This is a genomic window from Micromonospora globispora (assembly GCF_003857015.1).
Lineage (GTDB): Bacteria > Actinomycetota > Actinomycetes > Mycobacteriales > Micromonosporaceae > Micromonospora > Micromonospora globispora.
This window is the reverse complement of the sequence record NZ_QGGF01000501.1, coordinates 1-18,969: the sequence shown is the minus strand read 5'-3', so window position 1 is coordinate 18,969 and position 18,969 is coordinate 1. Positions and strand designations below refer to the sequence as shown.

The following is an 18,969-nucleotide window of genomic DNA, read 5'->3' as shown; positions in this document are numbered from 1 at the left end:
GCCCACCCCCGTGAGCCTCGTCGCCATTCCTTGCCGATCTTGCACTTGCGGCCGGCGATTCGGGGCTTTCGCCCGAGATGCGGGGGCGACAAGTGCAAGATCGCGGGAGATTCGGGGCGGGTCAGGCCGGGGGGACCTTCCAGAGCCAGACGTCGTCGATGCGTTGCGGGGGGCCAAGGAGGGCGGTGGCGGTGCGGCGCAGGGCGTCCTCGTCGATGTCGTACTTGGCGCCGTGCACCCGGTCCGGCAGGACCACCGCCTCGACGTGCCAGTAGTGCAGGTCGGCCAGGGACTGCTTGATGCTGCCGTCGGTGATGATCGGCGGCAGGCCGGTCCGCCCGGCCTGGTCCATGAGCGAGTCGAAGGTGCGGGGGACCGGGCCGATCCGGCCCCGGCCGTCCGGGCCGCCGGGGCCGAGGAAGAAGCCGGCCGGAATGCGGAACTCACCCCGCTGGTGGGCCAGCGCGTACGCCTGCCAGCGCTGGCCGTCGGGCGTGACGTCGATGGTCAACGGCAGCGGGGTGAGCACGCCGCCGGGAGAGACGTGCTGCTTCCAGGTGCCGGCGGTGATGAACGCCGGGATCGGCTCGCGGACGCTGGTGAGCAGCGGGGTGGGCAGCAGCGGCAGCAGCGCCACCGCGAAGCCGACCGCCCACACCGCTCCGGTGGCGCGGTGCCGGGGCGGCCGGGCGCGGAGCTCGTCGATCGCGTACGCGAGCAGCAGGCCGATCACCGGCGCGACCACCAGCGCCAGGCGCGAGGGCAGGGCGGCGTTGACCACCGGCAGGTTGTCCAGCACCCCGAACGGCAGGAGCTGGTCGGTCCGCTGGCCGTTCCACTTGGCCTTCGGCCCCCAGGAGAGCACCGCGAAGACGACGGCGGTGACCCCGAGCGCGGCGAGGGTGGCCCGGAACGCCTGGTCGGCCCGGCGCCAGAGCAGCCCGAAGCAGGCGACGGCGAGCAGCAGCAGCGGGATGCCGAAGAAGGAGTTCTCCTCGGTCGGGTTCGGTGCGAGCGAGGTGCCGTACCCGGCCCAGCCGGCCAGCGACCGGCGCGGGTACGAGCCATAGGCGGCGATGTCCTCGGAGTGGATCAGCGGGTCGAAGCCGGTTCCGTGGAAGCGCTGCGGGCCGGCGAAGTGCAGCCAGAGCGGGTACGCGAGCAGCACCCCGGCGACCACCGCGGTGACCCCGACGCCGCGCAGGAAGGCGGGAAGGCTGGCGCGTACCTCGGCCCAGCGGGCCGGGTGCAGCGATTGGACGACGAGGAAGAGAGCCACCGCGAGGGCGGTGAAGAAGAGCCCCTCGGCGGCGATCGAGAAGGCGACCGCCACCAGCACGCCGAGCACGACGCCGCCGCGCAAAGCGTTGCCCGGGCGGCGTAGCGCGAAGACGCCCCAGATCAGCAGCGGCACCAGCCAGCCGGCGGTCCAGTTCAGGTGGGCGTTGGCGTGCGACACCATCGCCGGGCAGTAGCCGATGAAGAGCCCGCCGACCGCGGCGGCCAGCCGGCTGCGGACCAGGTGCCGGCTGAGCAGCCAGTACCAGGCCAGCGCGGTGGCAGCCAGGTTGAGGGTGAGCACCACCAGGAACGTCGCGGGCGGCCCGATCAGGTACGTCAGCGGGGCGAAGACCCACGCGTACACGGTGACCGAGGTGTTGACCGCGAGGTTCACCCCGTCCGGGACGTTGATCAGGTGGGTGAACAGCGGGTTCTCCCCGTTGATGAGCGCGTGCCCGCCGAAGGCGAGTAGCCACTCGAAGAGCGCCTGGTCGCTGGAGTTGACGGTGATCGCGCGGCTGTTCGGGTCCCACCACAGCCCGCTGGTCACCCAGAAGGCCAGGGCCAGCGCCGCCAGCGTCACGATCAGGTCGGCGCGACGGTCCCGGGTGACGGGCGCGGACGCGGGCGACGGGCCGGTCGCCAGTGACGGGGAGGTCGGCACGCAGCGGACGTTACCAACCGGACCCGGACACGCCGGGCAGACACGAAAGCTCGTGTCGCCACGTCGGCCTGGGCCATATCGTCGCATCGACGAATGTGGTTGTCTCCGCCATGTCGGCGGGTGGCAACAGAGACGTAACCTCTCGGCAACTCGGGGGTGACCAAGTTCACATTCGCCGTCAGGAGGTCGCCGTGCGCCGCTCCTCATCCATCCTCACCCGACTCGCCGGGGCGGTCGCCGGGGTCGTGCTCGCCGCCGCCGGCGTGCTCGCCGTGGCCCTGCCCGCCCAGGCCGCCACGCTCACCCAGGTCACCGGCTTCGGCTCCAACCCCGGCAACCTGGGCATGTACGCCTACCGCCCGGACGGCCTGCCCGCCAACGCCCCGGCAGTGGTGCTGCTGCACGGCTGCACCCAGAACGCGTCCGGCTACTTCACCAACTCCGGTTGGCAGAAGTACGCCGACCTGTGGAAGTTCGCGCTGATCGTGGCCCAGCAGCCGTCGGCCAACAACGCCAACTCCTGCTTCAACTGGTTCGAGACCGGCGACACCACCCGCGGGCAGGGCGAGGCGCTGTCGGTCAAGCAGATGGTCGACTACGCGAAGACGAACTACGGCGTCGACCCCGGCCGGATCTTCGTCAGCGGCCTCTCCGCCGGCGGGGCGATGAGCGCCGTCATGCTCGCCACCTACCCGGACGTCTTCGCCGCCGGCTCGGTCATCGCCGGCATCCCGTACCGCTGCGCCACCAGCACCACCAGCGCGTACTCGTGCATGAACCCCGGTGTCGACAAGACCCCGGCGCAGTGGGGCGACCTGGTCCGGGGCGCGTACTCCGGGTACACCGGGCGACGTCCACGGGTGGCGATCTGGCACGGCACGTCGGACACCACGGTGGCGCCGATGAACGCGGTCGAGTCCCGCGACCAGTGGACGAACGTGCTGGGCGTCTCGCAGACCCCGACCAGCACCGCCTCGTTGCCAGCCGGCACCAGCCTGGAGGTGTACGGAAACGACGCGGTCCGCCTCTACCGGGTCTCCGGGATGGGGCACGGCACCCCGGTCGACCCGGGTTCGGCGACCGACCAGTGCGGCACCGCCACGTCGTACTTCCTGGACACCATCTGCTCGACCTACCGGGATGCGCTCTTCTTCGGCCTCGACGGCGGCACCAGCCCGAGCCCCAGCCCGACGGCGACCGCCTCGCCCAGCCCCACGGCGTCCCCGTCGCCGTCCCCGACGACCTCCCCGGTCTGCGTCACCGCCAGCAACTACGCACACGTGACCGCCGGCCGCGCCTACCAGTCCGGCGGCTACACCTACGCCCTCGGCTCCAACCAGTACATGGGCCTCTACAACACCTACTACACGACCACCCTCAAGCAGACCGGCCCCAGCTACTGGGTGATCGGCTGCTGACCGTCGCGAGCTCCGGTGGAAGCCGGCCGGCGCCCCGCCCGCAGCGCGGACGCGCCGGCCGGTTCCGTTGCGGGCCGAAACACCGACACGGGCAACAGCCCCGACCTACGCTCTGAATGAACCTGCGCAGGGGAGCTGGCATGGGCGGGGAGAGGGAGGCGTTCCTGCTGTCTCTCGGCACGCGCGGGTCGATCGTGCCACCGCACCTGCGGGGGACGCTGCGGATCGACCTGGTGACCGCCGATCACGTCGAACAGTGGTTCGTGGAGATCGCGGCCGGAAACGTGACGGTCAACCGGGAGAGCCGGCCCGCTGACGGCGTCTTCACCACCACGCCGGAGCTCTTCGACCGGCTCGTGCGCGGCGAGACCCCGGCGACCGCGGCGTTGCTGCGCAACGAGGCCACCTTCGCGGGGACCGACCCTCGGCTCATCCTGGCGTTCCAGCGGCTCTTTCCCGCGCCGGCCGGAGCCGAGGACCCGCGGTCGGTGGCGCGACGGCACGCGCCGCACGGGGCCGCGTGGCGGGAGCGGCTGCGGGCCACGCTCGACCGGAAGTCCGCTGGATCGTCATGAAGGAGACGGTCAGCATCCTGGACGGCAACACGTTCCTGGTCAGCGACGGTCGGGGCGACGTCGATCCGTCGCCGAGCGTGCCGACGGGTCTGTTCTCGTACGACACCCGGTTCCTGTCGACCTGGCAGCTGACCCTCGACGGGGAACGGCTGCACGCGCTCTCGGTCGACGACATCCAGTACTTCGAGACCCGGTTCTTCCTGGTGCCGGGCGAACCCACGCACTACGTCGACGCCAAGGTCTCGGTCATCCGGCACCGCACCATCGGGGGCAGCTTCGTCGAGGATCTCGCGGTGCTCAACCACGCCGGCGAGGAGGTCGAGCTGACCGTCCGGGTGGCGATGGGCAGTGACTTCGCCGACCTGTTCGAAATCAAGAACCCGCAGGCCAAGCGGGTGCCGGTGGCCGTCATCGTGGAGGAGGGCCAGCTGCGGCTGCGGTACCAGCGGGACAACTTCCACCGGGAAACCGTCATCTCCACGACCGCCCCCGCTCGGATCGACCCCGGCGGGATGACCTTCCAGATCCGGATCCCCGCCGAGGGCGAGTGGCGCACCAAGTTGCACGTCCGGACGTTCGTGCTGGGGGCGGAGGGCCGGGACTTCCGCGACACCCTCAAGCTGCGCCATGCCCGGTCGCCGGACGAACTCCGGCACGAGTTGCGGTGCTGGGCGGCCGCGGCCCCGACGCTGAACTGCGAGTACCCGCCGCTGGCGACGGCGTACCGACGGAGCCTGACCGACCTGGCCGCGCTGCGATACACCTCCATCACCGAGGCAATGGAGCTGGTGGCCGCCGGGCTGCCCTGGTTCATGACCCTGTTCGGCCGGGACAGCATGTTCACCTGTCTGCAGGCGATGCCGTTCACGCCGCAGCTCGCCCCGAACACCCTGGGGCCGCTCGCCTACGGGCAGGGCAACCGGTGCCACGATTTCCGCGACGAGGAACCCGGCAAGATCCTGCACGAGCTCCGCTACGGCGAGTCGGCGGGCTTCGAGGAGCAACCCCACTCGCCCTACTACGGCGCCGCCGACACCACCCCGCTCTTCGTCATCCTGCTCGACGAGTACGAGCGCTGGACCGGCGACACGACGCTGGTGCGCGCCTTGGAGCTGGAAGCCCGGGCCGCCCTGGAGTGGATCGACAGCTACGGCGACCTGCTCGACACCGGCTACATCTGGTACCAGACCCGCAATCCGGTGAGCGGCCTGGTGAACCAGTGCTGGAAGGACTCCCCGGAATCGGTCTCCTACCGCGACGGCCGGCTGCCGCCCTTTCCCCGCGCCACCTGCGAACTTCAGGGGTACGCGTACGACGCGAAGATCCGGGGTGCCCGGCTGGCCCGGCTGTGCTGGGGTGACCCCGCGTACGCGGACCGGCTGGAACGCGAGGCGGCGGAGCTGAAGGTGCGGTTCAACCAGGACTTCTGGGTGGCCGACGGGGAGTACTACGCGCTCGCGCTCGACGCCGACGGCGGGCAGGTCGACGCCCTGTCCTCCAACATCGGCCATTTGCTGTGGAGCGGCATCGTCGACGAATCCCGGGCGGCGAAGGTCGCCGAGCACCTGCTCAGTCGACGGCTCTTCTCCGGCTGGGGCGTGCGGACGCTGGCGACCGGCTGCGCCCGCTACAACCCGTTGGGCTACCACGTCGGCACGGTGTGGCCGTTCGACAACTCGATCATCGCCTGGGGGCTGTGGCGGTACGGCTTCCGCCGGGAGGCCGCCACCATCTGCCAGGGGATGCTCGACGCCGCCAACTACTTCAACGGTCGACTGCCCGAGGCGTTCGCCGGATACGACCGGTCGCGCACCCTCTACCCCGTCGAATACCCCACCGCGTGCAGCCCGCAGGCCTGGTCGGCGGGAACCCCGTTGCTGCTCCTGCGGGTGATGCTCGGCCTGCAACCCGAGGGCGAGCACCTGATCATCGACCCGGCGGTGCCGGACGGCATGGGCCGGATCGAACTGCTCGACATCCCCGGCCGGTGGGGCAGGACGGACGCCCTCGGCCGCAGCCGCAGCGACTGACGCGGGTGGCGCTCGGGCCTACTCGGTGAGGGCGGCGTGCAGCCCGCTGCGCAGGTCGGGGTGGTGGTAGCGGAAGCCGGCCCGGTTGAGCACGCCGGGGAGGACCCTCGTGCTGGTCAGCGCCTCGTGGGCGAAGCCGCCGAGGACCACCTTGAGGGCCAGCGCCGGGATCGGCATGATCGCCGGGCGGTGCAGTTGGCGGGCCAGCTCCCGGGTGAATTCGGCGTTGGTGACCGGGTTCGGGCCGACGACGTTGACCGGACCGGCGAGGTCGTCCCGGTCCAGCAGGAACATCATGGCGTCCAGCCAGTCGCGCATCGAGATCCACGGCAGCCACTGCCGCCCACTGCCCAGCTTCCCGGCGATGCCGAGCTTGAACGGGAGCAGCTGCGGCTTGAGCAGACCGCCGTCGCGGTGCAGCGGCAGCCCGGTCCGCAGCCGCACCACCCGTACGCCGGCGTCCTCCGCCGGCCGGGTCGCGGCCTCCCACACCCGGCAGACGTCGGCCAGGAAGCCCTCGCCGGCCGGGGCGTCCTCCTCGACCACGCGGTCGCCGGTGTTGCCGTACCAGCCGACGGCGGAGGAGTTGAGCAGCACCGCCGGGCGGTCGGCGGCCGGGAGACCGGCGATCGTGATGGCCAGGGTGGTGGTGCTGTCCACCCGGCTGGTCCGGATCAGCTTCCGGTATTCGTCGTTCCAGCGCTTGTCGCCGACACCGGCGCCGGCCAGGTTGACCACCGCGTCGGCGTCGGCGACCACCGCCGGGTCGAGCTGGGCGGCCGAGGGGTTCCACCGTCGTTCGTCGGGCGTGCGCGGCGCGCGTCGGACCAGCCGGGTCACCTGGTGCCCGTCCGAGGTGAGCCGGTCGACCAGCCGGGTGCCGAGGAAGCCGGACGCGCCGGCCATGAGGATCCGCATGCTCATATCTTCGGATACGGAGCCGGGCTTGGATGCGTTGAGCGACCTGAACCACTCTCGCCGCGGTCGCCGGCGCTACGACCGGGCGGTCGCTCCGCGCAGGTCGGCCAGGACGCGCTCCACCTCCGAGAACGCGTCGTCGGGCAGCGGGCCGAGGGCCAGGGTGGCGTAGTTCTCCTCGGCCTGCGCCACCGTGCGGCAGCCGGGGATCGGCACGGTTCGCGGGCTGCGGGCCAGCAGCCAGCCCAGCGCGCCCTGGGCGAGGGTACGACCGTCGACGGTGAGCGCTTCCCGGATCTCGGCCACCCGGGCGGACCATTCCGGTGTCGGCCGCCCGTCGGTGAACCAGACGAGCCACTCGGGAGCCACCCCGCGCACGTCGTCGGCCCCGACCGCCCGCTTCGCGCCGGTGAGCAGCCCCATCGCCAGCGGCCCCCGGTTGAGGCTGGCCAGGTCCAGCGCGTCGCACACGGCGAACATCTCCGGGTTGTCCTTGAGCACCGACTCGTCGTGCTGGATCGCGGTGCAGTGTGGACCGGCCTCGGCGAACGTACGGGCTGACGCGGGGTTGTCGGTGCTCCAGCCGTACGCCCGGATCTTGCCCTGGGTGACCAGGCCCTCCAGGGTGTCGACCAGGTCGAGCGCGGCGGACGCCGGCAGGTCGTTGATGTGCAGCTGGTAGAGGTCGACGTGGTCGGTGCCGAGCCGGCGCAGCGACTCCTCCAGGCTGGCCACGGCGTAGGTGGGGCTGGCGTCGGTGCCGGTCCACCGCCGGGTGGCCTCGTCGGAGCGGTTGCCGAACTTGGTGGCGATCACCGCGCGGTCGCGCCGGCCGGCGAGCGCCCGCCCGAGGACCCGCTCGCTGTGCCCGGCGCCGTAGTTGCTGGCCGTGTCGAAGAGGGTGACGCCGAGGTCGAGGGCGCGGTGGATGGTACGGGTCGACTCGTCGTCGTCGACCTCGCCCCAGCCGAACGGCTCGCCGCCCTCGCCCCAGAGCGGCCCGCCGATCGCCCAGCACCCCATGCCGAGCGCGCTGGCCTCGATCCCGCTGCGACCCAGTGTCCGTGTCATCGTCATGCGGCCCAGTCTTCGACTTCGAGTGCACTCGACGTCAACCAGTGGCTCGCCGGTCACGCCCCGGTCTGGCCAGCGCCCAGCCGAGGAACCGGTGGAAGAGCACCGTTGGCTCGGGCCCGTCGTGTGGATTGAGGGTGTGGAGTTCACCGGCCGCGTCGTGCAGCAGCCCACCCAGGTAGACCAGCAGCGCCACCCGGTCGTCCGCGTACTCGTCGAGCAGGGTGAGGCGGGCCGTCGCGCAGGGCCAGGGGGCGGCGCAGGATCGGCAGAGCCAGAGCGGTCGCAGCGCCAGGTGTGGCCCGCTCACCAGCGTCCGCCGTTGGCCCGCCAGGTCTGCGCCGGGGTGAGCCAGCCGACCCGCCCGATCTGCGGATTCGCTCGGGTCGGCTCGTCCCACCAGCGGTTGTTCGGCGGCGGGGTGGGCGGCTCGGTGGGGACCGACGCGTGCCGGTCCGGGCAGGCGAGCCAGCGCAGGCCGCACGAGCACCAGCGCCGCCCACGCCGCCAGGTCCGCCGGTGCCGGGGTGCGAGCGGCACCGGCTTCGCGTTTCGTCGCGACCACACCCAGCGCCGCCCATCGGGTACGACCACTGACCGCACGCTGCTCCACCTTCCTTGTTCCTGGGCAGGGGGTGGCACCCGGCCGACTACCGGGGGTGGCCGGCCGGGTGGTTCTACGGGAGACCAGCTCCGGGGTTTGCAGACCAGGGGGAGCCGGTCGAGGTGAGCCTAAGATGACCGGATATATAAAGCAAGGCATGAGCGGACATTAGTTGCCATCACAAGTTGGCGCGTGCTCAAATGGCGGGGCAGACCAGGGAGAACAGATGCCCGCCAAGCCCAAATGGGCGCAGCTTGCCGACCACATCCGTGGGCAGATCGCGTCCGGTGAACTCGCCCCGGGAGACAAGCTCCCGTCCACGGCTCAGCTCTGTCAGGAGCATGGAGTCTCGACCATCGTCGTGCGACAGGCCATCTTCGCGCTCCGGACCGAGGGCTTGGTGGAGGGTGTCCAGGGCGTCGGCGTCTTCGTCGCCGAGCGCCCAGACGTTTGAGTGCCGTTAAGCCGGCCCTTGATCCTGCTCGAAGAGAGCGTCGAGATCGCCTCGTAGCGCTGCACCATGCACGACGGGCGAGGTGGCGAAAGCGGGTCAGCGAAGTTAGTGGGGGTCGGCTGGCACAGCGCTCCACTTGGCCAGTCGGAGATTGGTCATATCGAATAAACCAGTGGCCAATCTTCGAATGGCATTTCGTTGTTCACGGCCGTCTCGGCCGGCGCCGCGGCTGGGTCAGCCTGGCTTGACCGCCAGCGTCGCAAAATAGTTCGACATGTATTGGGCGGATGCGTTGGATTGGTGCGGTGCTTCTGCGAAGCCGGTGAGGACGAACCCCGCGGCGAGTTGCCCGCCGATCTGGTCGGTGAGGGTGTGACTATATTCAAGAGGGGCATCCGCGCCGAACTTCGTGGCGCGTTCCTCGGCGGAGTACTGCGTGACATCGCTGTAGGGCAGCTTGTGCACGACGACCAGCTCGCCGCGCTCGTCGAGGGCCTCGTGGTCGAACAAGTACACATCAGGGTTGAGGAAGCCCACGAGCAGAGTTCCGCCCGGTCGCAGGACGCGGAAGCACTCACGCCACACCGGTGCCAAGTCGGGTACAAATAAGTTCGAGACCGGGTGGAGCACAACGTCGAATGCTGCGTCGCCGAAGGCGCTGAGGTCGCGCATGTCACCCAGGACGGTGCGCAGCTCGAGTCCGTCGCGCGCCGCCACCATCTGGTCCTGGCCGAGCTGGCGGGGCGAGTTGTCGAACACGGTGACCCGCGCCCCCGCGGCGGCGAGGATCGGACCCTGCTGGCCACCGCCGGAGGCCAGGCACAACACGTCCTTGCCGGTCAGGTCCGTCGGCAGCCAGGAGCGGTCGACTGGCTCACGCCCGATGAGAACAATCGACCAGTCGCCCATGCGGGCGCGCTCGACATCCTCAGCACTCACCGGCCTCGACCACTCGTTGCCCTCCTGGACATACTTGTCCCAGGCTGCCCGATTATGGGCACCGGGGTCGACGACAATGTCCTGCACGTTTAACTCCCTGCTACAGCCAAGCGGACACCAGCGGTACTGACAGTTCGGTGCCGCTAGCCAACACGATCACAGGTGCGGGCTCAACGAAATTAGCGGGCGTCGAGGTGCCCACGGGCTCGCCGAGTGGTCGCGCAGCGGGTGCGTAAGCGCTGGTTGACGGGGTTGCGGAAGCCGTAGGCGTCGCGGGCGACGGTCTTGATGACCCGGTTGGTGCCTTCGGAGCCGGCATTGGTGATCCCGGTGTGCAGGAACGCCAGGATCTCTGGCCACCACGTCTCGACGGTTGTGGCCAGGCGCTGCAGTTCGGGAAGGCCGGCGTCGGCGCAGCGTCGGTAGAACCGGTACAGCAGATCGCGGACCTGTTCCCGGTCCGGGCGGGTCCGGGCGGTGGCAAGCAGGTCCAAGAGGTCTTCCTTGGCGTTCCACGCCGCGGTGATCGGTTCGCCGATTGCCTTGGGCAGGTTGGACAGCTCGTCGAGGAGAGCGTCGACGTGCTCGCCGCGCATCCGGGCGGCGGAACGGGTGAGCCGGTTGCGCAGGTCCCACTCACGGTTGCCCTTGCGGCCGCGCCGGCCGCGGTGCGTCACGGTGACCCGGCGGCGGACCTCGGTGAGGGTCTGGTTCGCCAGCTGCACCAGGTGGAAGTGGTCCACGACCAGGGCCGCCTGCGGCAGGACCCGGCGGATCGCCGACTTGAAGATCGTGCACATGTCGATCGCGACGTCAGAGTCCACAGTGAACCCCGCCCCGGCGCTCAAACCCCCACCAATTTAGAAGAGCCGCGAAAGCCTGCACGACCTCGGCGCGCGACGTGAAGTTCGGTTGCTCGAAGGGGACGAGCCTTGCGATCGAAGCGCCATCCCGGGTGATGATGTAGGACTGCCCCCGCTGCACGTTGTCGAGAACGAGGCTCAGATCGCTGTGCAGCTCGCTCTCGCTAATCGAGTGAAGAGTGCCCTCGGCCACGCGGCCAGCCTACTGACGGAGCCGGAAGCGACCGGTAGCACTTCGAGCGATATTCCTGAGAGTCATAAATATGCCTGACAGGCATATCGCTCAGCGGCATATCCGTTGCCGGAACGGACACGCCTACTGCTCACGCACGTGACCTAACGGCGGGAGCATGTCGGATCGGCCCCGGTCGTCAGCCCGCAGACGCAAGGCGGGGGAGCAGCGGGCCGAGCTGGTCGACGGCGTCCTTGCGTACCACGAAACGGGTGATCCCCCAGCGGCGCCGGTGTTCCGCGACCGCCGTGATGATCTCGTCCGCCGTACCGATCAGCACGAACGGCGTGGCCAGCAGCTCCGCGACGGTGAGGCCGATCCGGGCGGCCGTCTCCCCGCCGACGGCCTCCGCGTCGTCGGTCACCGCCACCTGCTGCACCAGGGCCTCCAGCGCCGGCGGCTCGGTCCGCCCGGCGGCCCCGGCCGCCACGTGGGCGAGCTGCGCCTCGATCTGGTCCGCCCGCCACCGCACGTCGTGGCGGTGCCCGTCGGCGAGGGTACGGCCGAAGCCGGTCAACCCGACCACGTCGGCGTGCGCGCCCGCCCAGCGGAGCAGCGTGGAATTGGCCGTACCGATGGTGAGCGGCACCCGGGCCTGGACGGGCCGCGGTTCGGCCAGCGTGGCCGACCGGACGATCAGCTCCGCGGTGTCCACGGTGATCTCCTGACCGGCCAGCAGGTCCCGGACGGCCTCGGCGACCGCCACGCAGCGGCGTACCCGAGCGGTGACGTCGGGGCGCTCGCGCCCGACGGCCCGCCACTCCGCGGGGGTGTGGCCGGCGCCCAGGCCGAGCCGGGCCCGGCCCCCGGAGACCACGTCGAGGGTGGCCACGTCGGTGGCGAGCAGGATCGGCTCCCGGACGCCCGCGTTCGAGACGTACGAGCCGAGGCCAAGCGTCGAGGTCACCGCCGCGGCGGTGGCAAGAGCGACGAAGGGTGACGCGCAGGCCCCCGGGTGATCGGCGGCGAGCAGGGCGTCGAAGCCGGCGGCCTCGACCCGGCGGGCCAGGTCGAGCCAGCTCACGGCGTCGGTGGGTTGCGCCTGGACGGAGAGGAGAGCCATCGGCCCAGCATCCGGCCTGACCCGCCGGCAGACCAGCGAGCAGCCGCTGATTCTGCTAACTGGCGAATCGGGGACGGCCGGGCGCGGAAGATTGCCGGCGTGGCGCTGGGGGTAGGGTGCCGAGAGTGGGGGAGGACAGCTCGCCGGGCTCGGAGTGGGACGGGCATGTCCTGCTGCTGCACGCCTCGGAATCGGAGCGGCTCTCCAGCCTGACCGCGTGGGCCCGCCGCGGCCTCGATCGTGGTGAGAAGGTGATCTACACCGAGGGCCCGGGCGGGCAGCACCAGTGGCTCTACCGGGTGCTGGACGTGCACGGAGTCGACGTTGCGGAGGCCATGCGCGACGGTCGGCTGGAGATCCTGCCGCTGGCGGAGTTCTACCCGCCCGACGGCCAGGACCGGGTCATCGACCGGGCGCTCGCCGAGGGGTTCCCGGCGGTGCGGATGTCCGCCGAGGTCACCGCCGCGTTGACCGTCCTGTCGCCTGAGCAGTACCTGGACATCGAGCGGAACACGGACCGGCTCTGCCGCACGCGGCCGGTGTCCGCCATGTGCCAGTACGCCCGCCCCGACAGCATCGGCACCCGGCTGCGGGACTCGGTCACCGTGCACGTCACCGGTGTTCGCGAGTCGCAGTTGCGCACCCATCCGCTCCGCGACGGCGTCGCCCTCAGCGGGGAGGTGGACCTGAGCAACGCCGACGTCTTCGCCGAGGTCCTCCGGGCGGCCGTCAGCACCGGGAGCGACGTGCTCTGCCTGGATCTGGCCATGCTGCACTTCGTGGATGCGGCAGCCTGCCGGCAACTCGTCGAGGCCACCGGGGACTTCCGCGACTCCGGCGGCCGGGTGCTGCTGGTGGCGGCGCAACCCGGGGTGAAACGCACGATGCGCCTGCTGGGCGTGCACGAACTTCCCGGCGTCACGATCGTGGGAGGTCGACCGTGACGTTCCCGGCGGACTCCCCATACCGGCACCACGCCCTCTTCTACGCCTCGCCGCAGGAGCTGCTGACGGCCGCGGTGCCGTTCCTGCGCACCGGACTGGACGCGGACGAGGTGGCTGTGCTGGTCTGCCGGGACGAGGTGAACGAGCTGCTCGCCGGCGGGCTCGCGGCTGATCCCCGGCTGGTGATCCTGTCCCCGGGACGGTTCTACACGACCGCTGCCGGCGCGGTGGCGGGGTTCCGCGAGCTGATGCGGGAGCACGTCGCCGCCGGTGCCCGCCGGGTCCGGATCATCTGCGAGGTGGCCTTCGGCGCGGAGCCGGAGGAGTGGGCGGAGTGGACCCGCTTCGAGGCGGTCGTCAACGTCGCGCTGGCCGAGTATTCGCTCTGGAACGTGTGCGCGTACGACACCACCCTGCTGCCCGACCAGGTGCTCACCGACGCCTCGCAGAACCACCCGTACCTGCTCGACTTCGAGTCCCGGCCCAACGACCGGTACGCGGCGCCGGAGCAGATGCTGCGCGATCTCGCCGCTCACGAACCGGATCCGGCGCAGGCCGGTACGCCACTGCTCGACGTGGCCCTGACCTCCCTCAGCCAGCTCGCCGTGCTACGCGAGCAGGTCCGGCTGACCGCGGCCGACGCCGGGGCGTCCGACTGGCGGCAGAACGACCTCATGATCGCGGTCAACGAGGTGGCCACCAACGGGCTCCGGCACGGCCGCCCCCCGGTCCGGGTCCGGCTCTGGCCCGGCCCGGACCGCCTCGTCTGCACGGTCACCGACCGCGGCCAGGGCTTCGACGACCCGCTGGCCGGCTACCGGCCGGCCACCGGCGAGGCGCTGCGGCGCACCTCCGGTGGCCTCTGGCTGACCCGCCAGTGCTGCGACCGGGTGGACACGATGCTGACGCCGGAGGGCTTCACCGTCCGGCTGGTCCAGTCGCTGACGGACCCCGACCTGCCGTATCCGGGCGGGCTGGTCTGACGCTCACCCGCCCTGGTGGACGGCCTCCAGGCGGGCCAGGTCGTCGGCGGTGAGCCGCAGCTCGCCGGCCGCCACGTTCTCCGTCAGGTGGTCCGGGTTGCCGGTGCCCGGGATGGCCAGCACGTTCAGTGCCCGGTGCAGCGTCCAGGCGAGCCGGACCTGGGCCGGGGTCACGCCGTGCTCGCGGGCCACGGCCCGCACCTCGTCGTGCTCGACACCGCTGGCGCCGGCCTCGCGGCCCCGGGTGGCGAGCGAGAAGAACGGCACGAACGCGATGCCCTGCGCCGCGCAGTCCCGCAGGAGCTGGTCGTTGCGCTGCCCGTAGCCGAGGCCGTACGAGTTCTGCACACAGACCACCGGCGCGATCGTCTGCGCCTCGGCGAGCTGCTGCGGCACCACGGCGGAGACGCCGAGGTGGCGGATCAGCCCGGCGTCGCGCAGCTCGGCGAGCGCGCCGAAGTGCTCGGCGAGCGGCTCCGGCCCGTACACCCGGAGGTTGACCACGTCGAGGTGGTCCCGGCCGAGCTGACGCAGATTCTCCTCGACCTGGCCGCGGAGCTGCTCCGGCCGGGCCATCGGCAGCCACTGCCCGGACGGGTCCTTGCCCGGCCCGACCTTGGTGACGATGACCAGGTCGTCCGGGTACGGTGCCAGCGCCCGGTTGATCAGCTCGTTGGCGGAGCGCAGCGGCGAGAAGTAGAACGCCGCCGTGTCGATGTGGTTCACGCCCAGCTCGACCGCCCGGCGCAGCACGCTGATCGCCCGGTCCCGGTCGCTCGGGCCGCCGTCGCCGTTCGCGGTCAGCCGCATCGCGCCGAAGCCGATCCGGTTCACTGGCCGGTCGCCGAGCCGCCAGGTGCCCGCCGTCTCGGCGGTGATCGTCGGTGTGTCGCTCGTGGTCATTCCGTCCCCCTCCGGTCCACTCTCGACGTCTCCCCTCGTCGGGACGGGGGACGCCGAGCAGTTACACGGTGCTGCGGGCGTCCCGGTTCACCGCGCCGAGCGGCCGGGCGCCGTCGGACGATACGCCCGCTCACCATCGCCCGCCGCCCCCCGTCACGTCGACGGCTCCCCGGGCTCCGGCTCGTGCCACCGGGAGCGGTAGGCGGCCTCGTGCGCCTCGTGGCTGGTCCGCTCGCGGAAGACCACCTCGTGCAGGGCGGCCCGGGCCTCACCCATGGTCAGCACCTCCACCGCCACCAGCCCGACGCAGATGGCGGTCAGCAGGGTCAGGGTCGCCAGGCCCGGCAGGTGATCGCCGACCGGGATGCTCGCGCCCAGCAGCAGCACCGTGCCCACCCGGAGCCAGGAGACCGTGTGCAGCGTACGGAGCTGGAAGAGCATGTTTCCGCAGAGGTAGCAGATGACCCCGCCGAAGAGCAGCGGAACGCCGGGTCCGCGCGGTGCTGCCGCCGGGCTGATGTGCGGGTCGGCGACCTGGTGCACGATCCCCTCCGCGCCGAGTGCGAACATGATGATCCCGGCGATCATCGGCAGGTAGAGGTACGCGTACGCGTCCCGGGCCATCGTCACCCGGGAGCGTCCCTTGCTGGCGTGCAGGGCGATCCGGGCGGCCGGTCCCACCCAGTCGTAGTGCGCCCACCACAGGGCGGCGGTGAAGACGATGCCCAGGACGGCGGCGGCGACGGCCGGCCAGGTCGGTGGTTGACCGAGCAGGTTGCTGCCGACGCCCACCGAGATGACCGACTCGCCCAGCGCGATGATCAGGATGAGGTCGTACCGCTCGGTCCAGTGCTCGGCGGAGATGACGTTCCAGCCCCAGGTGCCGGCGAGGATGCCGGTGCCGTACTGCAGCACCACCACGGTGGCCCACAGCGTGTCGCGGATCATGCCGGCCCGACTCGGGTCATGGAGCTGCGCCGGGATCAGCGCGGCGACGATGAGCAGGATGGTGCTCAGGATCAGCTCCGGGGCGAACCGGAGCAGATATCGGCGCTCGCTCGGATTGTCCCGTACGACGTGCAGATACAGGGCGAAGTGCACAGCGCGGATGACCACGTAGCTGCCGGCCGCCACCATCGGCCCGGCCGCGTTCTCGCCGGGGTCGCGGAAGGCCTGCGGAAGTGCCAGCGCGAAGGTGAACAGCGCGGCCATCCCGGCCACCATCAGCACCGGGACGAAGCCCTCGCCGAGCCGGACCCGGGTGGCGACCACGCTGTGCACCACCCAGGACCACCAGAGGACGGCGAGCACCAGCAGGGCGTGGAACAGGTTCGTGCGGTTGATATCCATGGCAGTGGCCCGGGTGATGATGAAGAAAGAGAAGACGAAGACCAGGTCGAAGAAGACCTCGAACCGGTCCACCCGGGCGCCGGGGGCGACGGCGACGGCGGGGCCTAACCGTCCGCGCCACCCCTTGCCGCCCACCGATCGAGTCTTTCAGCGCCCGGCGGGCTCCGGGTCGGAATCGCCTCAGCCCGGGACCCGGTGCCGCAGCCCGTCCATCAGCAGGTCGAGCAGCCGCCGGGCCTGCTCGCGCTGCTCCGGTTCGCCGGCGATCAGGGAGACCCCGCTCAGGCCGGCCAGCACGTCGGCGGCCGCCACGTCGGCCCGTACGGTGCCCGCCCCGGCGCCCGCCTCCAGCAGCAGGCCGAGGGCCGCCAGCAGCCGGTCCCGGCTGTGCGCGTACGGGTTTGCGCCAGAGGCGATCGCCAGCCGCAGGGCGTCCGCCATGCCGCGCTTGGTGGAGAGGTACTCGATGAACCGGTCCATCCAGGCCCGCACCGCCTGGTCCGGCGGCAGGGTTTCCAACAGCTCCGGAGCCGCGTCACAGAGCTTGGCCAGCTCGTTGCGGTAGGCCGCCTCGATCAGGGCCTCCCGAGTGGGGAAATGCCGGTAGAGGGTGCCGATGCCCACCCCGGCCTCCTTGGCTATCGCGTCGAGCGTTACCTCGGGGCCGACGTGGGAAAACGCGCGTACGGCGGCGTCCAGCAGCCGCTGCCGGTTGCGCAGCGCGTCGGCGCGCAGCGGTCGAGGGCCGTTGTGCGGCACGTCTCCTCCTGACGGTGCGACCGGCGTAGGCCGGGTCGGTTGGCAACCGGAGGATCCTCCGGTTAGTCTCGGCTGTAACGGAGGGCCCTCCGCTTCTGATCGTAGCGGCCGGACGGTATGTCCGCGTCGCCACCGACAAGGACGGATCATGACCACCAGCGAACTTGTCCGCACCCCGTTCTCCCGCGAGACCACCGCGATGGAGGTGGTCCGCGACCTCGACCTCGCCGGTCGGCGCGCCATCGTCACCGGCGGCGCCTCCGGCATCGGCGTCGAGACCGCCCGTGCCCTCGCCGCCGCCGGAGCCGACGTCACCCTCGCCGTACGCAACATCGAGGCCGGTCAGCGGGCCGCGGCCGACATCACCGCGTCCACCGGCAACGAAGGCATCCTGGTGGCCCCGCTGGACCTCGCCGACCCCGGGTCGGTGGCCGCGTTCGTCCGCACCTGGGACGGGCCGCTGCACATGCTGGTCGACAACGCCGGCATCATGGCGTCCCCCGAGATGCGAACGCCGCAGGGCTGGGAGATGCAGTTCGCCACCAACCACCTCGGACACTTCGCCCTGGCCACCGGGTTGTACCGGGCGCTCGCCGCGGCCGAGGGTGCCCGGATCGTGTCGGTCAGCTCGTCGGCGCACCTGCGCTCGCCGGTCGTCTTCGAGGACATCCACTTCCACCAGCGGCCGTACGACCCGTGGGCGGCGTACGGGCAGTCCAAGACGGCGAACGTGCTCTTCGCGGTGGAGGTCACCCGGCGCTGGGCCGGCGACGGCATCCTCAGCAACGCGCTGATGCCGGGCGCGATCCGGACCAACCTGCAGCGCTACGTGAGCGACGAGGACCTGGCCCGGCTGCGCGCCGAGAGCGGTGGCGGAGCCGCGCCGAACTGGAAGAACACCGAGCAGGGCGCCGCCACCTCGGTGCTCGTCGCCGCCTCCCCGCTGCTCAACGGCGTTGGCGGGCGGTACTTCGAGGACTGCCAGGAAGCCGGACCGAACCAGCCCGGAACCCGCACCGGCTACGCCCCGTACGCCCGCGACCCGGAGGCAGCGGTGCGGCTCTGGGAGGTCTCCGAGGAGCACCTGCAGAGCTGACGGTGCCGGGCTGCGCGGACAGCGCCACGACTCCGTAGCCAGCCCGAAACGACGGAGGGGGCGCGCGGCATCCACCGCGCGCCCCCTCCGGGCGTCAGGTGCCCGTCAGAGACCCAGCTCCCCCTCGAAGTTGCCGGCCTCCAGCCGCTCCTTGACCGCGACCAGGAAGCGGGCGGCGTCCGCGCCGTCGATCAGCCGGTGGTCGTACGACAGGGCCAGGTAGACCATCGAGCGGACCGCGATGACCTCGCCCAGCTCCGGGTCGTTCACCACGACCGGACGCTTCACCACGGCACCCGTGCCGAGCATCGCCGACTGCGGCGACGGCACGATCGGGGTGTCGAAGAGCGCGCCCCGGCTGCCGGTGTTGGTCAGCGTGAAGGTCGCCCCGGCGATCTCGTCCGGGCTGATCTTGTTGGTCCGGGTGCGCTCCGCCAGGTCGGCGATCCGCTTGGCGATGCCACCCAGGTTCAGGTCGCCGGCGTTGTGGATGACCGGCACCAGCAGGCCCCGCTCGGTGTCCACGGCGATGCCGAGGTGCTCCGAGTCCGGGTAGGTGATCGTCCCGGCCTCCAGGTCCATCCGAGCGTTGACGATCGGGTACGTCTGCAGGGCCTCGACGGCGGCGAGGGCGAAGAACGGCAGGAACGACAGCTTCACGCCGTGCCGCTGCTGGAACGAGTCCTTCGCCTGCGCCCGCAGCTTGGCGATCTTGGTGACGTCCACCTCGATCACCGTGGTGAGCTGCGCCATCTCGTGCAGCGACTCGTGCATCCGCTTGGCGATGGCCGCGCGGATCCGGGGCAGCTTCTCGGTGGT

19 protein-coding genes and 1 pseudogene are annotated in these 18,969 nt (G+C 71.2%); 7 read left to right on the top strand and 13 right to left on the bottom strand.

Translation table 11 applies throughout. The features are described from left to right. Positions 1-121: 121 nt before the first annotated feature. Entirely contained in the window at positions 122-1,945 is a 1,824-nt protein-coding gene (locus DKL51_RS27040) for a DUF6311 domain-containing protein (RefSeq protein ID WP_185734930.1), read from the bottom strand. 191 nt (positions 1,946-2,136) lie between these two features. Here DKL51_RS27040 and DKL51_RS27035 point away from each other — a divergent pair, with 191 nt between their 5' ends. The 3 genes from DKL51_RS27035 (at position 2,137) to DKL51_RS27025 (ending at position 5,968) form a co-directional block, all read left to right on the top strand. After that, positions 2,137-3,363: an extracellular catalytic domain type 1 short-chain-length polyhydroxyalkanoate depolymerase gene (locus DKL51_RS27035; protein WP_109964887.1), complete on the top strand. Its 1,227-nt coding sequence runs from the start codon at positions 2,137-2,139 to the stop codon at positions 3,361-3,363. A 140-nt stretch (positions 3,364-3,503) separates the two neighbouring features. Then, positions 3,504-3,938, top strand: a complete 435-nt coding sequence (locus DKL51_RS27030; RefSeq protein ID WP_165824286.1) for an SCP2 sterol-binding domain-containing protein — start codon at positions 3,504-3,506, stop codon at positions 3,936-3,938. Further along, on the top strand, positions 3,935-5,968 hold the full coding sequence (locus tag DKL51_RS27025; RefSeq protein WP_109964885.1) for an amylo-alpha-1,6-glucosidase: 2,034 nt from the start codon (positions 3,935-3,937) through the stop codon (positions 5,966-5,968). The genes DKL51_RS27030 and DKL51_RS27025 overlap by 4 nt, the downstream gene beginning before the upstream one ends. Positions 5,969-5,986: 18 nt before the next feature. On the opposite strand, the gene DKL51_RS27020 is transcribed toward DKL51_RS27025, so the two are convergent. The 4 genes from DKL51_RS27020 to DKL51_RS27005 form a co-directional block, all read right to left on the bottom strand. Further along, positions 5,987-6,886, bottom strand: a complete 900-nt coding sequence (locus DKL51_RS27020; RefSeq protein ID WP_109964884.1) for a TIGR01777 family oxidoreductase — start codon at positions 6,884-6,886, stop codon at positions 5,987-5,989. A gap of 75 nt (positions 6,887-6,961) precedes the next feature. Beyond that, positions 6,962-7,963 (bottom strand): aldo/keto reductase, encoded by a 1,002-nt coding sequence (locus DKL51_RS27015; protein ID WP_109945731.1) that lies wholly within the window; start codon positions 7,961-7,963, stop codon positions 6,962-6,964. Between the two features lie 34 nt (positions 7,964-7,997). After that, on the bottom strand, positions 7,998-8,270 hold the full coding sequence (locus DKL51_RS27010; RefSeq protein ID WP_311768087.1) for a hypothetical protein: 273 nt from the start codon (positions 8,268-8,270) through the stop codon (positions 7,998-8,000). Further along, positions 8,267-8,563 (bottom strand): hypothetical protein, encoded by a 297-nt coding sequence (locus tag DKL51_RS27005; protein WP_123809645.1) that lies wholly within the window; start codon positions 8,561-8,563, stop codon positions 8,267-8,269. Before DKL51_RS27005 ends, DKL51_RS27010 begins: the two co-directional genes overlap by 4 nt. Positions 8,564-8,790: 227 nt before the next feature. On the opposite strand from DKL51_RS27005, the gene DKL51_RS27000 reads away from it, so the two are divergent. Further along, entirely contained in the window at positions 8,791-9,018 is a 228-nt protein-coding gene (locus tag DKL51_RS27000) for a GntR family transcriptional regulator (protein ID WP_109964882.1), read from the top strand. Between the two features lie 234 nt (positions 9,019-9,252). Here the strand turns inward: DKL51_RS27000 and DKL51_RS26995 are convergent, their stop codons facing one another. From DKL51_RS26995 to DKL51_RS26980, 4 genes and pseudogenes are all read right to left on the bottom strand, one after another. Then, on the bottom strand, positions 9,253-10,044 hold the full coding sequence (locus tag DKL51_RS26995) for a class I SAM-dependent methyltransferase (RefSeq protein WP_109964881.1): 792 nt from the start codon (positions 10,042-10,044) through the stop codon (positions 9,253-9,255). A gap of 92 nt (positions 10,045-10,136) precedes the next feature. After that, positions 10,137-10,769, bottom strand: a pseudogene (locus tag DKL51_RS26990) (ISL3 family transposase); the annotation flags it as partial. Between the two features lies 1 nt (position 10,770). Then, positions 10,771-11,013 carry a type II toxin-antitoxin system Phd/YefM family antitoxin gene (locus tag DKL51_RS26985; protein ID WP_109964880.1) on the bottom strand — a complete coding sequence of 81 codons (243 nt, stop codon included), beginning with the start codon at positions 11,011-11,013 and terminating at the stop codon, positions 10,771-10,773. Positions 11,014-11,191: 178 nt separating this feature from the next. Then, positions 11,192-12,115 (bottom strand): LLM class flavin-dependent oxidoreductase, encoded by a 924-nt coding sequence (locus DKL51_RS26980; RefSeq protein WP_124812631.1) that lies wholly within the window; start codon positions 12,113-12,115, stop codon positions 11,192-11,194. Positions 12,116-12,240: 125 nt separating this feature from the next. On the opposite strand from DKL51_RS26980, the gene DKL51_RS26975 reads away from it, so the two are divergent. Together DKL51_RS26975 and DKL51_RS26970 are read left to right on the top strand one after the other, a co-directional pair. After that, a complete protein-coding gene (locus tag DKL51_RS26975; RefSeq protein ID WP_123809662.1) occupies positions 12,241-13,059 on the top strand; it encodes an MEDS domain-containing protein in 819 nt (272 codons plus the stop codon). Next, a complete protein-coding gene (locus DKL51_RS26970) occupies positions 13,056-14,042 on the top strand; it encodes an anti-sigma factor RsbA family regulatory protein (RefSeq protein WP_185734929.1) in 987 nt (328 codons plus the stop codon). Before DKL51_RS26975 ends, DKL51_RS26970 begins: the two co-directional genes overlap by 4 nt. A 3-nt stretch (positions 14,043-14,045) precedes the next feature. Here the strand turns inward: DKL51_RS26970 and DKL51_RS26965 are convergent, their stop codons facing one another. The 3 genes from DKL51_RS26965 to DKL51_RS26955 all read right to left on the bottom strand — a co-directional run bounded on the left by DKL51_RS26965 (position 14,046) and on the right by DKL51_RS26955 (position 17,054). Continuing rightward, the gene (locus DKL51_RS26965; RefSeq protein ID WP_109945739.1) at positions 14,046-14,945 is read right to left on the bottom strand and encodes an oxidoreductase; all 900 of its coding nucleotides are present in this window, start codon (positions 14,943-14,945) and stop codon (positions 14,046-14,048) included. A gap of 153 nt (positions 14,946-15,098) precedes the next feature. Beyond that, complete coding sequence (locus DKL51_RS26960) at positions 15,099-16,430, bottom strand: low temperature requirement protein A (RefSeq protein ID WP_109945740.1); 1,332 nt, start codon at positions 16,428-16,430, stop codon at positions 15,099-15,101. Between the two features lie 45 nt (positions 16,431-16,475). Further along, complete coding sequence (locus DKL51_RS26955; RefSeq protein WP_243420668.1) at positions 16,476-17,054, bottom strand: TetR/AcrR family transcriptional regulator; 579 nt, start codon at positions 17,052-17,054, stop codon at positions 16,476-16,478. A 148-nt stretch (positions 17,055-17,202) separates the two neighbouring features. Here DKL51_RS26955 and DKL51_RS26950 point away from each other — a divergent pair, with 148 nt between their 5' ends. Beyond that, positions 17,203-18,150: an SDR family NAD(P)-dependent oxidoreductase gene (locus DKL51_RS26950; protein WP_109945741.1), complete on the top strand. Its 948-nt coding sequence runs from the start codon at positions 17,203-17,205 to the stop codon at positions 18,148-18,150. A 105-nt stretch (positions 18,151-18,255) separates the two neighbouring features. Here the strand turns inward: DKL51_RS26950 and DKL51_RS26945 are convergent. Continuing rightward, positions 18,256-18,969 (bottom strand): 2-oxo acid dehydrogenase subunit E2 (locus DKL51_RS26945; RefSeq protein ID WP_185734928.1); only part of this gene is annotated, 714 nt, incomplete at its 5' end.

Bases quoted from the DNA above. Each gene is read 5' to 3' on its own strand.
- DKL51_RS27030 (WP_165824286.1), top strand. From the start codon at position 3,504: ATGGGCGGGGAGAGGGAGGCGTTCCTGCTGTCTCTCGGCACGCGCGGG.
- DKL51_RS27025 (WP_109964885.1), top strand. From the start codon at position 3,935: ATGAAGGAGACGGTCAGCATCCTGGACGGCAACACGTTCCTGGTCAGC.
- DKL51_RS27020 (WP_109964884.1), bottom strand. From the start codon at position 6,886: ATGCGGATCCTCATGGCCGGCGCGTCCGGCTTCCTCGGCACCCGGCTG.
- DKL51_RS27015 (WP_109945731.1), bottom strand. From the start codon at position 7,963: ATGACGATGACACGGACACTGGGTCGCAGCGGGATCGAGGCCAGCGCG.
- DKL51_RS27000 (WP_109964882.1), top strand. From the start codon at position 8,791: ATGCCCGCCAAGCCCAAATGGGCGCAGCTTGCCGACCACATCCGTGGG.
- DKL51_RS26980 (WP_124812631.1), bottom strand. From the start codon at position 12,115: ATGGCTCTCCTCTCCGTCCAGGCGCAACCCACCGACGCCGTGAGCTGG.
- DKL51_RS26965 (WP_109945739.1), bottom strand. From the start codon at position 14,945: ATGACCACGAGCGACACACCGACGATCACCGCCGAGACGGCGGGCACC.
- DKL51_RS26950 (WP_109945741.1), top strand. From the start codon at position 17,203: ATGACCACCAGCGAACTTGTCCGCACCCCGTTCTCCCGCGAGACCACC.